This is a genomic window from Hylemonella gracilis (assembly GCF_004328645.1).
Lineage (GTDB): Bacteria > Pseudomonadota > Gammaproteobacteria > Burkholderiales > Burkholderiaceae_C > Hylemonella > Hylemonella gracilis_B.
Window position 1 is genome coordinate 667898 of record NZ_CP031395.1, and the last position, 15319, is coordinate 683216.

Genomic DNA, 15319 nt, shown 5'->3' on the forward strand with positions numbered 1-15319 from the left:
CGCGCCGCACCCTCCCTTGAACGACCTGCCGCTCGCGCGCATCCTGCACGATGTGTTCGGCTATTCGGCTTTTCGCGGCCCACAGCAGGCCATCGTGGACCACGTCACCACCGGAGGCGATGCCCTGGTGCTCATGCCCACGGGCGGCGGCAAGTCGCTCTGCTACCAGATCCCCGCCATCGCGCGCCAGCAGGCCGGGCTGGGCGTGACCATCGTGGTGTCGCCCCTGATCGCGCTGATGCACGACCAGGTGGGCGCGCTGCATGAAGCCGGCGTCGAAGCGGCCTTCCTGAACTCCAGCCTCGGTGGCGAAGAGGCCGCGCAGGTGGAGAAGCAACTGCTACGCGGCGAATTCACCCTGCTTTACGCCGCGCCCGAGCGCCTGACCACGCCGCGCTTCCAGGCTTTGCTGGACGCGCTGCGCGAGCGCGGGAAACTGGCCTTGTTCGCCATCGACGAAGCGCATTGTGTCAGCCAGTGGGGCCACGACTTCCGGCCTGAGTACCGCGCATTGAGCGTGCTGCACGAGCGTTTTGCCGGCGTGCCACGCATCGCCCTCACCGCCACGGCCGATGCACTGACGCGCGAGGACATCGTGGAGCGGCTGCAGTTGCAGGAGGCGCGGCAGTTCGTCAGCAGCTTTGACCGCCCCAACATCCGCTACACCATCGTCGAGAAGAAAGACGGCCTGACACAGTTGCTGCGCTTCATCGAGCGTGAGCACGAGGGCGACGCAGGCATCGTCTACTGCCAGTCGCGCAAGCGCGTCGAGGAAGTGGCGCGACAACTGGTGGACGCGGGCATCCACGCCCTGCCTTACCACGCGGGCCTGGACGCCTCGGTACGCCAGCGCCACCAGGACCGCTTCCTGCGCGAGGAAGGCTTGGTGATGGTGGCGACCATCGCCTTCGGCATGGGCATCGACAAACCGGACGTGCGTTTCGTCGCCCATCTGGACATGCCCAAGAACATCGAGGGCTACTACCAGGAGACCGGCCGCGCAGGTCGCGATGGCGAGCGCGCCGACGCCTGGATGGTCTATGGCCTGCAGGACGTGGTGAACCAACGCCGCATGATCGACGAAAGCCCCGCGGCCGAAGAATTCAAGCAGGTGCTGCGCGGCAAGCTCGACGCCCTGCTCGCGCTGGCCGAAGCGACTGACTGTCGGCGAGTGCGACTGCTGCATTACTTCGGCGAGCACTCCACCTCCTGTGGCAATTGCGACAACTGCCTGAGCCCGCCCGCGATTCGCGACGGCACGGAACTCGCGCGCAAGCTCTTGAGCTGCATCTACCGCGTCCAGCATGCCAGCGGCATCAGCTTTGGCGCGGGACACCTGATGGACATCCTGCGCGGCAAGGACACGGACAAGGTGCGGCAATACGTCCACGAAAACCTCAGCACCTACGGCATCGCACGGGATGCCAGCGAAAGCGAATTGCGCGCGGTACTGCGCCAGCTCATCGCCATCGGCGCGGTAGCGGTGGACGCCCAAGCCTTCAACACCTTGCGTCTGACCGAGGCCTCGCGCGCCGTGCTCAAGGGCGAGGTGCAGGTACGACTGCGTGAGTCGGTGGCGGACCCGGCACCGACCCGGAATCGCCGACGCGCCGCAGTGACGGCCCCGGCGGCACAGGATCTGGACGTCGACGCGCAGGCGCGCTTCATCAACCTCAAGGCCTGGCGTTCCGAAGTGGCCCGGGCACACAACCTGCCGGCTTACGTGATCTTCCACGACGCCACCCTGGCGGAAATCGCCCGCCGCCAGCCCCGCAGCCTGGACGAACTGCAGGAGATCGGGGGCATCGGCGCACGCAAGCTGGAGGCTTACGGCGAGGATGTGCTGCGAGTCTGCGCGAATGGGCAGGCGCCATGAGGGGCAAATAATTTCATTGGATAGGTGTTTTGAGGAAATCAATGTCCTTGAAACCAAGAAATGCAGGAATTTGGCAAACCATTTCCCCAGCCCCCCGTCTAAGCTGGCGCCGATGAAACCCCTGCACCGCTTCTTCACCGAACACCCTGCCACCGTGGGCGAGAACTACCTGCAGCATCTGGGCTCGGCCCTGTCCTTCGCCGGGCCCCTGCTACTCGCCGGGGCCTGCGTGTTCCTGCACGCGCTGCTGCCCTTCCTCTTTCCCCGGACCGCGAGTCGGATCGTCATCCGCCTGCATGCACGCATGGTCACGAACCGTGCGCGATCGCCCGCGGTCGGCCGCTGAACCTGACGGCCCATGCGGATGGCCCTCAAGGCCTTTGGCGCCCAGCCCTGAAACCTGCGGGTAGTTGCCGACTGGCGCTTGCGTTTTGCTCGGTTAGAATGTTTCGCGTCCCTACGAGTCGATCACGAGGAAACCCATGTCCGAGCATCAGTCCCCTGCCACCCACGATCCGATCGAGCAGATCGCGCACACCGCGCCGGTGGTGATCCCCCTGCTCGGCGGCTTGCTGATTTTCCTGCTGGCCTTCATTGCCGTGTTCATGGCCTGAGGCCAGGTTCACGCAGACCTCGCGGCGCGATCGATTCGCGCCAAGAAAAAAGGGGACCCGTTGGGTCCCCTTCGCTTTGCGGATACCGCGTGTGGTCAGCGCGCCAGTTCCATGCCCCGGCTGGCCCGCACGCCCGCTGTTTCGTGCAGGCTCAGCACCACGGCCTGTGCCTGCAGCCCCGCGGGCAGGATGAGCTTGCCATCCATCTTGAGGTAACGCGCCACGCGCAGACGGTAGTTGGGGTCGGAAGCATTCTCCGAAGTGATGACCTGCTGTTCCGGCCGCCCTTCCTTGAGCCCCAGCACCAGAAATTCGTAGCGCCCTTCAAACAGGCGCCCGTTATTGACCAGTTCAAATGTGTAGTTCAGCTGCCCGGGCACCGCGCCATTGCGCGCGACCTGAAGAGACTGGACCTGCAGACCTTCAAGGGAATGCGAGGCCAGCACGTCGGCCAGGGGCTGGGTCCCGTCGGCCTCGCGCGGCTGCGGTGCCGCGATGGCTGCCGAGACCGCGGCCGGCTTGTCCGGCACGGTGACCGCCTGCGGCACGCCGTCCACTTCGAGCTGCGTGGAATAGGCCAGATCGCCGCCGCTGGGCAGTCCGGGTTGGTAATAACGCCCCGCATAAAAACTGATGGCACAGAGCACCACGACAAGGCCAAGCTTGAAAAAAGACTTGGCCCAGGCTTTCCACAGCGGAATGGGGTCAGTGATGACGATGCTGGGCGTCATCTCGGAAAAAATGGTGCGCTTGGATGAAGAAGACACGCTGTTGAAACTTTCGATGGCTGGGCTCGCCCGCCGGATTCATACATTTGCTATTTATTGACGCCGGGGGGAGCAAGCCCTTGACAAATCGACCCCTGATCCAACGACGCCCTTATTCTCACGCAGAGAAGGCCGCGCGGTCTAGTAAACAAGCGTAAAAAACAAAAAGCCACCGGCTCTCGGTGGCTTCAAGGTTGCGACGGGCGTCCAAACCGCCCGCCGCCGCTGCTCATACCCCAGGGGCTTCGGGCTGGCCCCGGGGACACAGGCCCCAAGACCATCCACCCGCGGGGGCTCACTCGTTCCAGATGCGGCGGCTCAGGCGCGACAGACGGGCCGCAACTTCAGGACGCAGACCACGGCTGGCGGCCAGGGCAGAGACGAATTCGGCGGCGTTGATGTCCAGGGCAGTGTTGTTCTTGCTGGCGCCTTGGCCCAGTTCCGGGCCCTGGCCGCCACCAGAACCGGTGTTGCCCAGGACGTTCTTCAAGGCAGCCGGGCTCTTGCCCGCTTCCAGGGCCACTTCCTCACGCAGCACCGCGGCGCGGATGTCGGCCATCACACGCGGGTCCTTGCCAGCCAGCGCCCACAGGCGCTCATCGGCGCGGCGATGCGCCACATTGCGCGACCAGGTGTCCAGGCCCTGAACGACACGGCCCGCGAGGGCGCGCGCCATGGGCGCCAGCAGGGCGATGGCGGAAAAACCAACCACCCAGGTCAGCACCCAGGCCGCCATCAGGTGGCCATCAGCCCAGGTGTCCACGAGCTGATCGGTCACCACAAGCAGCGTGGCGACCATGGCGGCGAGTAGCACGACGCCCAGACCGCGCGAGTCGCTGAGGTTCTTGTGCAAACGGGCGATCACCTGTCCCGCAGCGTCCACCGTGCGCTCAAGGCGATCCGCGCCAGGATGGCTGCGGGGATAGTCCAGATGAATGAAGCTGTTGGTAGTCATGGTGGTTCCCTACTAAGTGATGGGGTGTTGCGGCGGTTGGATTGGTTGCAATACTAGGGTTTTCTCTTATGCGACTCAACTTTATATTGTTGATATTTGGTATTCATAATGGTGATGTACTATTGCGCCACCCGCCATGCCTGAGCAACTCAATTTCCGCACACTGGATCTCAACCTCCTGCGGGTCTTCAATGAAGTCATGACGGAGCGCAGCCTTACAAAGGCTGCATCGAAGCTTGCGCTCACTCAACCCGCCGTCAGCAACGCTTTGCGACGCCTGCGCGAAGCCTTGGGGGACGAGCTGCTGCGCCGCAACGGCCAGGGATTGGAGCCCACTCCGCGCGCCATGGCCCTGTGGCCAGCCGTGCAACAGGCATTGCGACAACTGCAGGAAACCTTGGCCCCCGGACACTTCGTGCCGGCCGAGGCCACGACAACCTTCGTGCTGGCCATGGCCGATGCCACCGCGGCTGAATTGATCCCCGGCCTGGTGCACGTACTCGATCAGGAAGCACCCGGTGTGTCCATTCGCGTGGTCCCGCTGACCACGCGTGACCCGCGCCGGCTGCTGGACGAGGAAGAAGCCGATCTGGCGGTGGGCTATTTCCCGGCCGTGATGGCCGCTCTCACGGCCCAGGCCCAAGCCGGCGAAACCGTGCCCTACGAACATCAGCGTCTCTACCTGAGTCACTACGTCTGCGTCATGCGGCGCGGGCATCCACTGGCCGAACAGGAACTGACGCCCCAGCGCTATTGCGCGGCGCGGCACCTGCTGGTGACTTTCTCGGGCCGGCCCTGGGGCTTCATCGACGAGGCGCTGCAGGGCCTGGGGCTGCGCCGCAACATCGTGCTCACCGTCAACCAGTTCTTCACCGCCGGGCGAGTGGTGGCCGGCTCCAACCTGCTGACCGTGCTGCCCCAGCACTTCGTGAACGCCACCGGCATCGCCGACCATCTGGTGCTGCGCGAGCTCCCCTTCGCCGTGCCGGCCATCCACGTGGACGCCCTGTGGCATCGCCGACTGCGCCATCACCCGGCACATGCCTGGCTGCGCGGCGTGATGGCACGGCTGCCACAGCAGAACGTGGTTTCGCCCTCACCCTCGCTTTCTTGACACAACGCAAAAAGCCTCGCGAAACCCCGCACGGCATGGCGTGCTTGCCGGATACTCCGGGAGCGGAGACACTTGACCCGAGCTCCACCCGCTGGGCAGCGAGCCCTCGGTCGTCATTGGCAACAACTTCACGAAAGGAAACTCCCATGAAGATCCTCCTGGCCGTTGATGGCAGCGAATACACCAAGAAGATGCTGGCCTACCTGGCCGCGAATGACACCCTGCTGGGCACCGGCCACCAGTACGTGCTGTTCACGGCGCAAGCGCCCCTGCCGCCGCGGGCCAAGGCCGCCCTGGGCAAGGAGATCGTGGAGAAATATTACGCCGAGGAATCCGAGAAGGTGCTCAAGCCCGTGACCAAGTTCCTGGCCCAGCAAGGCATCACGCCCAAGGCGGACTGGAAGGTGGGCTACGCGGGTGAGCTGATCGCCAAGCTGGCGACAAGCGGCAAGTTCGATTTGCTGGTCATGGGCTCACACGGCCACGGCACGCTGGGCAACCTGATCCTGGGCTCAGTGGCCACCAAGGTGCTCGCCAACTGCGCCGTGCCAGTGCTGATCGTGCGTTGAACCGCGACGCCGTCGCTGACGGCCTGAGGCGCGGATCGTGCCTCAGCGCCGCAGGCGGGGCGGCACGTCTTCCCCCGCATCGGCCTGCGCCAGGGTGATGCCCATCCACTGGTGCAGGTCGTCCCACATGCGGCGGATCTCCACATTGCGCGGTGTCAACTCGGCGCTGACCAGTTCCACCGTCACGACCGGCATGCCCTTGTGCACGCCTGCGTAGTGCCCCAGCGAACCCGGGAACACGCCCAGCTGATTCAAGCTCAGACGCCCGAGCTTGCGCGGCGGCTCCTGGGGACCGTCGAAGTCCAGCACGCCGTAGGGCGCATGGATGCTGACGATCAGATGCGGCCGGAAGCGCTGCATCTCCTCGAACAAGTACCGTGATTCCGGCTCGCTCAAGGGTTCCACGCCGGGATAACGGCGCGGGTCCTTGCGGGTGCGCACCGTCCAGTAATGGGTGGCGTCATGCTCCCAGTTCGGCGTGGGAAAGTTGCGGTTCAAATCCACCCCGTTGGCGTTCACGCGGCGGGAAGGGCGATCGAACAGGCCATCCGGATTCAAGGCGGGAATGAAGCGCCAGAGGATGCCCTGCTCCGGCTCCGCCTTCGCGAACTGGATCCAGTGCAACGGCACGGACGCCGAAGACAGCTCGTCCCCATGGATGCCACCAATGACCAGCACCCGCAGGCGCTGCTCGGCGGTGGGCTGCACGTCACGCACGTAGATGGGTCGCCCGCGCACGCTGCGCCCTTCGCCGGGCTGCAACTCGGCGGCTTCGCACAGCGCCCAGGTCACGTTCGGCAGCCGCGTCCAGAATTCGTCGCAGACCTTGCCCTTGCGCTGCTCCAGGGGCGGAGGCAGGTCGCGCTCCACCAGGGTCGCGTAAGCGGGCGCGGGTGTCGCTGTCGACGCTGGCTGCGCGGCCAATGGGGCCGGCATCTGCGGAGGGTCTGCGGATTGCGCGTCCGCGCCACCCGGCCACGCCGCCCAGGCGCTCAGCACCACGGCGGCCCATACAAAGCATGCGGGCATCCACCCTGCGGCAGGGTCGCCCGCATCTGTCCTGTTCCAAAAGCCCATGGTGGGATTCTAGAACCCGTCCCGGTGCCTGCCTGTCGTCAGATTTTCCCTGCGGCGCGCAAGCGATCGATGGTGGTCTTTTCGGCCAGGTAGGTGCGTTCGGCATAGGCCTGGTAGTCCACCGTCCCCATGTAGACCACCGGCATGTAGAACTTGTCCAGGGTCTCCAGCACGCGTGGGTCGTCCAAGGTCTTCTTGAAGGCATCGTGGAGCAGCCGCACCAGAGCCGGGTCCATGCCCTTGGGGCCCCCGATGCCGAAAGGCGATTCGCTCACCGTGTCCCAGCCGCTTTCCTTGACCGTCGGCACGTCCGGGAAGGCCTTGTTGCGTCGGCTGCCCAACGTGGCCAGCAAACGCAGGCGGCCCGCGAACACGTGCGGGGCGAACTCGGCCGTGCCGCTCATCAGCGGAATGTGCCCACCCAGGATGGCCTGCAGGATCTCCGCCGAGCCCTTGTACGGAATGTCCTGCAGCGTGATGCCCGCCTTGCCCGCGAACTCCTCGATCGCCAGATGCGGCGTGGTGCCCGTGCCGGTGTGTCCGTAGTTGACCTGACCGGGATGGGCGCGCGCATAAGCCACCATTTCCTGCAGCGTGCGGTACGGAGCGTCGGGGCGCGCGGCCAGGCCGAAGGTGTAGCCTGTGAGGCAAATGATGTGCGTCAGGTCATGGACTGGATGGAAAGCCGTTTTCTGCATGTGAGGAAAACGGTAGACACCCAAGGGCAATTGCGTGAGCGTGTAGCCGTCGGGCCGGCTGTTCAACATGGCCGCCGCGCCCAAGGTGCCGCCCGCGCCGGGCTTGTTGTCGATGACCACCGTGGCGCCCAGCGTCCGGCTGGCGGCCTCGGCGAATGCACGCATCACGGCATCGCTGCTGCCACCGGTAGGCCAAGGGGTGATCAGGGTAAGGGGGCGGCTCGGGAACCTGTCCTGCGCCCGCGCCCAGGGACTGACCAGGGCCGGCGCCGCCAGGGCCGTGGTGAAGGCCAGCCCGCGCCGCAGGACATGACGGCGAGCCGGCACCCCTGCGTCGCCGACACCGTCTTCGCTAGGTTGATCTTTTGCGCCCTTCGTCCCGTCCCCTTGCGCACGCGCGGAATTCGGATTCGAGGGGCCACCCCATGCTGCCGGGTGATTCATGTTGCCTCCTGTCTGTGTTGAGGTGACGCATGCCAAGTGTGCAAGCGCACTGCCCGAACCATTCTGCGTCGGAGCGCTGCCGCGGGGTGTCGCCTTCAGCTCAGCGGGCCGTGGCTGCGGCCCTCACTCACCCCACGCGGTCACTCACACTGAAACTTGATCGCGAACAACCTGGGTTTTGTGCTGATTTTCACGCTCAAGTTTTTTGCGCGGGCGCCGTCAAGTCCTGCGCCAATCGGTCGATACAAGCGACATGAAGATCTCTAACTCCACGATCCACCTGGACGCCAAGCACGAAACCGCCGCGTGGAGTCGGTCTTCCCAGACCCTGCGCGCCTGGGTCGGTGACGCGGCCTCGGCGCCTTCCAGCCGCCGCAACCTCCTGGTGGATGGCACCTCGTCCGCGTTGAGCGTCGCCACCATCTCACTGACAGCCCAGGCGCTCGCGGCCCGCGCGCAAGCCGAAGGTGGCGCAAAACCTTCCCCCGCAGCCGCGCTGGTCGCAGACGCATCCTCGGCGACCGGCGCAGCCCGGGCTGCCGCAAGCGAGCAAGCCTCGGACGACGGCATTGAGCCGCGCCTGCGCATGTTGGTCTCACTGATTGAACGCCTGACCGGCCGACCCGTGCGCGTGTTCTCGGCCGAGTCGCTGCGCGACCCGCGAGCCGCCGACCCGGTTACGACCTCGCAAACCCCTGCGGCCACGGCATCGGCCAACCCCGCCGCCCCGCCGCCTGCGGGTTGGGGCATGACCTACGACCGGCATGACATCCACGTCGAAACCGAGCAGACCGAGTTCAGCGCCCAAGGCGTGGTGCGCACGGCGGACGGACGCGAGATTCGCTTCGACCTCACGCTGCTGATGCAAAGGCAGTACGTCGAGGAAAGCCGTGTCTCGCTGCGCGCCGGCGACGCGCTACGCCCGGTCGACCCGCTGATCCTCAACTTCGACGGCACGGCGGCGCAATTGCAATCGCAGCGCTTCAGCTTCGATCTGGACGGCGATGGCCAGACCGAGGAGCTGCCCCTGCCCGGCAGCAACTTTGGCTATCTCGCCCTGGACCTGGATGGCAACGGCCAGATCGACGACGGTCGCGAGCTGTTCGGCATGCGCAGCGGCGACGGCTTTGCCGATCTGGCGCGCTACGACGATGATGGCAATGGCTGGATCGACGAGAACGACGCCGTCTTTGAGCGTCTGCGCGTCTGGACACCCGGCCTGGATACCGCCGGCGACTTCAGCCCCCGGCTGGACACGCTAGCGGCGCGGCAAGTCGGTGCGCTGTACCTCGGCAAGGCAGAAACGCCTTTTGAAGTGCGTGACGCCAAGCAGGAGACTCTGGGGCAACTGCGCAGCACTGGCCTCTACCTCCGTGACGACGGCGGCGCCGGCACCATGCAGCACCTGGACCTGATGGTCTGACACGGCGGCGGTCCAGGCCTGCGCGCGCCAGCACCCGGACCTCGGGCACGGGTGCGACCCGCCGACTCAGACCACGCCAGCCTGCCGCAAAGCCGCGATGCGCGCGGCCTCTAGCCCCAGCTCGGCCAGCACCTGGTCCGTGTGTTCGCCCAGCAAGGGCGGCGCATTGCGCAGCACTGGCGGCGTGGCCGCCAGACGCAAGGGGCTGGCCACGGTGTGAAAGGCGTCCACCTGCAGTTGCGTGCGGGCGGCCGGGCTGCAAGACTGGCTCAACCGCAGGCCACGCGCTTGCACCTGCGCGTCGGCGAAGGCCGCGCCGATGTCGTTGATTGGCCCACAGGGCACGGCCTGGTCACCCAGCAGTGCCACCCAATCCGCGGTACGGCGCGTGCGCGTCAACGCGCTCAACAGCGGAATCAAGACTTCGCGGTGCCGCACGCGCAAGGTGTTGCTCGCGTAACGAGGGTCGTTCGCCCAGTCAGGCTGGCCTGCCGCGACACAGAAGCGTTGGAACTGCCCGTCGTTGCCGATGGCCAGCAGCATGGCGCCGTCCGCGGTCGGAAAGTCCTGGTACGGCGCCAGGCTGGGGTGGCTGTTGCCCTGGCGTTGGGGGATCTCGCCGGTGTTGAGGTAGGCCGTGGCCTGGTTGGCCAGCACGGCCATGCCCACGTCCAGCAGGGCCATGTCGATGTGCTGGCCCCGGCCTGTGCCCGTTTTGGCGTTGTCGCGCACGGTCAGGGCGGCGAGGATGGCATTGGCCGCGTAGAGGCCGGTGAAGAGGTCGGTGATGGCCACCCCCACGCGCAGCGGTCCGCCGCCCACCTCGCCATCGGGTCGGCCAGTGATGCTCATCATGCCGCTCATGGCCTGGATCATCAGGTCGTACCCGGCACGCTGCGCGTACGGACCATCCTGGCCAAAGCCAGTGATCGAGCAGTAAATCAGGCGGGGGTTGATGGCCTTCAGGCTGTCGTAGTCCAGCCCGTATTTCTTCAGCCCCCCGACCTTGAAGTTCTCGACCAGCACGTCGCTCCGCGCGGCCATCTGACGAATCAGCGCCTGGCCCTCGGGCGTGGCGATGTCGAGGGTGAGGGAGCGCTTGTTGCGGTTGCAGGCCAGGAAGTAGGTGGACTGCGTGGTGGCCTGGCCCTGCGCGTCGCGCACGAAGGGCGGCCCCCACTGGCGCGTGTCATCCCCCTCACCGGGTTTCTCGACCTTGATCACGTCCGCGCCCAGATCGGCCAGCATCTGCGTGCACCACGGCCCCGCGAGCACGCGGGACAGGTCCAGGACCTTGATGTGCCCTAAGGCGGTCTTGTCACTCATGGTCAGTTCGCGAATGCAGAAATTCCCGTCTGTGCGCGACCCAGGATCAGCGCGTGGATGTCGTGCGTGCCCTCGTAGGTGTTGACCACTTCCAGGTTGACGAGGTGCCGCGCCACGCCGAACTCGTCGCTGATGCCGTTGCCCCCCATCATGTCGCGCGCCAACCGCGCGACGTCCAGGGCCTTGCCGCAGGAATTGCGCTTGAGGATGCTGGTGATTTCCACCGCCGCCGTGCCTTCGTCCTTCATGCGGCCCAGACGCAGACAGCCCAGCAGACCCAGCGAGATTTCGGTCTGCATGTCGGCCAGCTTTTTCTGGATCAGCTGGTTGGCCGCGAGCGGGCGACCGAACTGCTTGCGGTCCAGCACGTACTGGCGGGCGCGGAACCAACAGTCTTCCGCCGCGCCGAGCGCGCCCCAGGCGATGCCGTAGCGCGCGCTGTTCAGGCAGGTGAACGGGCCTTTGAGCCCCCGCACCTCGGGGAAGGCGTTGTCCTCCGGCACGAAGACATCGTCCATCACGATCTCGCCGGTGATGGAAGCCCGCAGACCCACCTTGCCGTGCACGGCCGGCGCGCTCAGGCCCTTCATGCCTTTGTCGAGGACAAAGCCGCGGATGGGTCCGAGCTGCCCCCCTCGCTCACCTCGCGGGCCCAGACCACGAACACGTCCGCGATCGGGCTGTTGGAAATCCACATCTTGTTGCCCTTGAGCCGGTAGCCCCCGCCGTCTTGTAGGCACGCGTTGCCATCGAGTCCGGATCGGAGCCGTGGTCCGGCTCGGTCAGGCCGAAGCAACCAATCCACTCGCCCCGGGCCAGCCTGGGCAGGTACTTCTGCTTCTGCGCCTCGGTGCCGAACTCAAAGATGGGCAGCATCACCAGCGAGCTCTGCACACTCATCATGGAGCGGTAACCCGAGTCCACCCGCTCGACCTCGCGTGCGATCAGGCCGTAGGCCACGTAGTTCAGGCCTGGGCCACCATAGGTTTCGGGAATCGTGGGGCCGAGCAAGCCCAGTTCACCCATCTCGCGGAAGATGGCGGCATCGGTTTTTTCCTCGCGAAAGGCCAGGGGCATGCGCGCCGCCAGCTGGTCCTGACAGTAGGCCGCCGCCGCGTCGCGCACCATGCGTTCGTCCTCGGAGAGCTGCTGGTCGAGCAGGAAGGGGTCGTTCCAGTGGAAGGTGGCTTTGTCGGCCATGCGCGGTCTCCTCGAAAGATGGGCGGTCGAAATGTGGAGGCATGGTAGTGCGCAAGCCGGGCCGCGGCAAACGCATATTTGTCGGTCAAGCATGCGGAAATAGAATATCTGGCACATCCGAGCATCCCCTGCCCCAGGGCCGCTCAACTTCAATCCACCGACCTCCATCCGATTCACGCATACCTTCGATGCGCCGCAAGTTGCCCTCCACCCAGGCCTTGGCCTGTTTCGAAGCCGCGGCTCGGCACCAGAGCTACACGCGCGCGGCGCAAGAACTGGCCCTGACGCAGAGCGCGGTGTCGCGCCAGATCATGGCGCTGGAAGACTTCCTGGGCTTGGCCCTCTTCACGCGCAACCGCCATGGCGTCGGGCTCACGGCCCAGGGCGCGGCCTACGCGCGCCAGGTCGCGCAGCGGCTGGCCGCGCTGGAACGTGACACCCTGGACGCGATGGCACAACAAGGCGATGGCGCCCGCGGTGGCGTGATCGCCCTCGCCGCCGTGGCCACCTTCGCAACGCGCTGGCTGATCCCGCGCCTGCCCACCCTCACCCAGGCCCACCCAGACATGGTGGTGCACATCGAAACACGCACCCGGCCCTTTCTGTTCTCCGACCAGGAATTCGACGCCGCGCTCTACGCCGGCACGGCGGAGCAGATGCAGCGCTGGGCCGGCACGCAGGCCACACCCCTGCTGCCGGAGGAAGTGCTGCCGGTGTGCAGCCCCGCGCTGCTGCTCGGTGCGCAGACACAGCGTCGATCCGGACAGGCCAGGCTCGGCCTGTCCGCGGCCCAAATCGCGGACCTGCCCCTGCTGCAGCAAAGCACGCGGCCCACGGCCTGGCGCCAATGGTTCGAGGCCCAGGGCGTGGACGCACCGCGCGCCATGGCCGGACCGCGCTACGAGCTGTTTTCGATGACGGCCATGGCGGCGGCACGTGGACTGGGCCTGGCCCTGGTGCCGAGCATGCTGATCGAGGAGGAGTTGGCCCGGGGCGAGCTCGTCGTCGCCTGCCCGCGCCCCTTGAAGAGCGGGCGCAGCTATTACTACGTCACGCCCGAGCCGGAGCAGGACGGCGCGGAACGCGCCGCAGTCGGCCAGCTGCGCCACTGGCTACTCGCGCAGGCACAGGGCGGCCCGCCGACCACCGCGCCGCGCTGAGTGCTCGGGTGGACGGGCGCCAGCCCCCCGTCTCAGAACAGGTGACCAGGAGGATCAGAACTCGTCCCAGTCGCCATCGTCCGCGGGCTTGGGCGTCGCCGCCTGCAGGCGCTTGGTGGGCGTCGCCTTGGGGGCATCAGCCTTGGGTGACGCAGCTTCCGGCGATGCCGCCGCGGAGGACGCAGATGCCAAGGCCGCTGCCTTGCCGGTCTTCGCCGCCGTCTGGGACAGGGGACGCGAGGCCGGCGTCACGCGCGCGGACGGCGACGACACCCGGGCGGCATGCGAGGGCGTCGGCATCTGGCTGGGCATGGTCACGGCATCCCCCACATTGAACACCGCCACCACGCTGGCCAGGCGCTGCGCCTGGTCGCGCATGGTCTCCGCCGCCGCGGACGATTCTTCCACCAAGGCGGCGTTCTGCTGGGTCATCTGGTCAAGATTGCCCACAGCCTGGTTGACCTGGTTGATGCCGTCGCGCTGCTCGGCAGCTGCCGTGCTGATCTCGCCGATCAGGTCGGAGACACGCTTCACGCTGGTGACGATGTCGCCCATGCTCTGACCGGCCTGGGTCACCTGGCGCGAGCCTTCGTCCACGGCCTGCACGGAATTGCTGATCAAGGTTTTGATCTCCTTGGCCGCCTCGGCGCTGCGGCCCGCCAGCGCCCGCACCTCACCCGCCACCACCGCGAAACCGCGACCTTGTTCACCTGCACGCGCGGCTTCCACCGCCGCATTCAAGGCCAGGATGTTGGTCTGGAAGGCGATGCCATCGATCACGCCGATGATGTCCGAGATCTTCTTGGACGACTCGGTGATCTGCCCCATGCTGACGATGGCCTGCTCGACGATGGCGCCCCCGTTCTGCGCGGCGCCGGCCGCGCTGCCGGCCAGCTGATTGGCCTGCACCGCGGTGTCCGCCGACTGCGTGATGGTGCTCGTGAGTTCCTCCATGCTGGCCGCAGTCTCCTCCAGATTGGCCGCCGTCTGTTCCGTACGGGCCGACAGGTCGGCGCTGCCCTTGGCGATCTCGCCCGCCGCCGAGTTGACGGACTCCACGCCCATGCGCACCTCAGTCACCACGCGGCGCAAGTGGTCGGACATGGTGTCCAGCGCGCGCAGCAATTGACCGATCTCATCCTTGGCGTTGGATTCAAGCCGCGCGGTCAGGTTGCCGTCGGCGATGTGCTGCGTGAGGGTCACCGCGTCCTGCACCGGTCGAACGATGGAGCGGGTGACGGCCACCGCCAGCAGCACGCCGATCAGCACCGCCAGGGCCACGCCGATGCTCTGTCCGAGCTGGCTGCGTTGGGCCATCACATGCGCCTCGCCTTGCGTTTGCAGCAACAGGGCGCGTGCGTGTTCGGCCACGTCGTCCAGCGACTTGAGGTAGGCGGTTGCCAGTGGCAGCAGATCCTTGTCCACCGCGCTCATGATGTCTTCTCCCGCCTGCTGACGTTTGATGAGGGCCGCACGTGCGTCGATGTAGACCTTGCGGTTGGCGGCCACCGCCTCCATCAAGGCTTTGCCCTTGTCGTCGGTGATCAAGGCCACCAGTTCCTTCTGGTCCTCGCTGATGGACTTGGAGGTGGCCGCCATGTCCTTGCCCAGCTGTTCCTGGTAGGCCGCGTCCTTGGTCTTGAGCGCGGCCGAGGCCCGGATCCAGTTGATGGTCGTCTGCGCGCTCCAGCCCTGCGCCAGCAGGGCGCGTTGCATCTCGACCGTGGCAATTTCCTCGCTGGTGTTCTTGAGCGTGTCCAGTCGCCAGATGCCCAGCAGCGCCACCGCCAGAGTGATGAACAGCAGGATGCCGAAGGCCATGGCCAAGCGTGCGCCGATTCTCAGATTGGAGAACGTCATGAGTCCGCCTTTCCTCTCTTGTTGGATGCGCGGTTTTTGTCCGCGCCATCGTCGTTGCAAACCGATACGGTTCATGCAAATGGACGCGATCCCATTTTCCCCGTCAACAGTGAAAACCATGGGTGCCTCGCGGCGGCGCTCGGTCGTGGCGCGCATGCCCCCCACCCCTTCACCCATCCGGGCACGCCGTCAGGCGCGCGACAGGCTCATCAGCGACTGCCGCAAAATCGGCATTT

The 15319-nt window shown here is 66.3% G+C and carries 13 protein-coding genes and 1 pseudogene; 7 read left to right on the forward strand and 7 right to left on the reverse strand.

The features are described from left to right. The first annotated feature begins 16 nt into the window (after nucleotides 1-16). From recQ to DW355_RS18335, 3 genes are all read left to right on the forward strand, one after another. Nucleotides 17-1876, forward strand: a complete 1860-nt coding sequence (gene recQ, locus DW355_RS03305; RefSeq protein ID WP_207388071.1) for a DNA helicase RecQ — start codon at nucleotides 17-19, stop codon at nucleotides 1874-1876. Nucleotides 1877-1988: 112 nt separating this feature from the next. Beyond that, a complete protein-coding gene (locus tag DW355_RS03310) occupies nucleotides 1989-2222 on the forward strand; it encodes a DUF6356 family protein (RefSeq protein WP_131277941.1) in 234 nt (77 codons plus the stop codon). A 136-nt stretch (nucleotides 2223-2358) separates the two neighbouring features. Continuing rightward, the gene (locus tag DW355_RS18335) at nucleotides 2359-2490 is read left to right on the forward strand and encodes a hypothetical protein (protein WP_278249371.1); all 132 of its coding nucleotides are present in this window, start codon (nucleotides 2359-2361) and stop codon (nucleotides 2488-2490) included. A 95-nt stretch (nucleotides 2491-2585) separates the two neighbouring features. On the opposite strand, the gene DW355_RS03315 is transcribed toward DW355_RS18335, so the two are convergent. Beyond that, a complete protein-coding gene (locus DW355_RS03315; RefSeq protein ID WP_131277942.1) occupies nucleotides 2586-3257 on the reverse strand; it encodes a hypothetical protein in 672 nt (223 codons plus the stop codon). A gap of 295 nt (nucleotides 3258-3552) precedes the next feature. Continuing rightward, nucleotides 3553-4212, reverse strand: coding sequence for a hypothetical protein (locus tag DW355_RS17850; protein WP_207388072.1), 660 nt, complete (start codon nucleotides 4210-4212; stop codon nucleotides 3553-3555). Nucleotides 4213-4348: 136 nt separating this feature from the next. Here DW355_RS17850 and DW355_RS03325 point away from each other — a divergent pair, with 136 nt between their 5' ends. Continuing rightward, a complete protein-coding gene (locus DW355_RS03325; RefSeq protein WP_131277943.1) occupies nucleotides 4349-5326 on the forward strand; it encodes a LysR family transcriptional regulator in 978 nt (325 codons plus the stop codon). 146 nt (nucleotides 5327-5472) lie between these two features. Beyond that, entirely contained in the window at nucleotides 5473-5895 is a 423-nt protein-coding gene (locus DW355_RS03330; RefSeq protein WP_131277944.1) for a universal stress protein, read from the forward strand. A gap of 42 nt (nucleotides 5896-5937) precedes the next feature. Here the strand turns inward: DW355_RS03330 and DW355_RS03335 are convergent, their stop codons facing one another. Both DW355_RS03335 and DW355_RS03340 read right to left on the reverse strand, forming a co-directional pair. Further along, on the reverse strand, nucleotides 5938-6924 hold the full coding sequence (locus tag DW355_RS03335) for a M14 family murein peptide amidase A (RefSeq protein WP_242671288.1): 987 nt from the start codon (nucleotides 6922-6924) through the stop codon (nucleotides 5938-5940). A gap of 86 nt (nucleotides 6925-7010) precedes the next feature. Then, nucleotides 7011-7997, reverse strand: a complete 987-nt coding sequence (locus tag DW355_RS03340; protein ID WP_242671289.1) for a tripartite tricarboxylate transporter substrate binding protein — start codon at nucleotides 7995-7997, stop codon at nucleotides 7011-7013. Between the two features lie 370 nt (nucleotides 7998-8367). On the opposite strand from DW355_RS03340, the gene DW355_RS03345 reads away from it, so the two are divergent. Next, entirely contained in the window at nucleotides 8368-9537 is a 1170-nt protein-coding gene (locus DW355_RS03345; RefSeq protein WP_131277946.1) for a hypothetical protein, read from the forward strand. Nucleotides 9538-9603: 66 nt separating this feature from the next. Here DW355_RS03345 and DW355_RS03350 read toward each other — a convergent pair whose 3' ends face one another. Then, nucleotides 9604-10863: a CaiB/BaiF CoA transferase family protein gene (locus DW355_RS03350; RefSeq protein ID WP_131277947.1), complete on the reverse strand. Its 1260-nt coding sequence runs from the start codon at nucleotides 10861-10863 to the stop codon at nucleotides 9604-9606. A gap of 2 nt (nucleotides 10864-10865) precedes the next feature. Further along, a pseudogene (locus tag DW355_RS03355) lies at nucleotides 10866-12063 on the reverse strand (acyl-CoA dehydrogenase). Nucleotides 12064-12251: 188 nt separating this feature from the next. On the opposite strand from DW355_RS03355, the gene DW355_RS03360 reads away from it, so the two are divergent. Beyond that, complete coding sequence (locus tag DW355_RS03360) at nucleotides 12252-13223, forward strand: LysR substrate-binding domain-containing protein (RefSeq protein WP_131277948.1); 972 nt, start codon at nucleotides 12252-12254, stop codon at nucleotides 13221-13223. A 54-nt stretch (nucleotides 13224-13277) separates the two neighbouring features. On the opposite strand, the gene DW355_RS03365 is transcribed toward DW355_RS03360, so the two are convergent. Beyond that, nucleotides 13278-15083: a methyl-accepting chemotaxis protein gene (locus tag DW355_RS03365; RefSeq protein ID WP_131277949.1), complete on the reverse strand. Its 1806-nt coding sequence runs from the start codon at nucleotides 15081-15083 to the stop codon at nucleotides 13278-13280. Nucleotides 15084-15319: the final 236 nt, after the last annotated feature.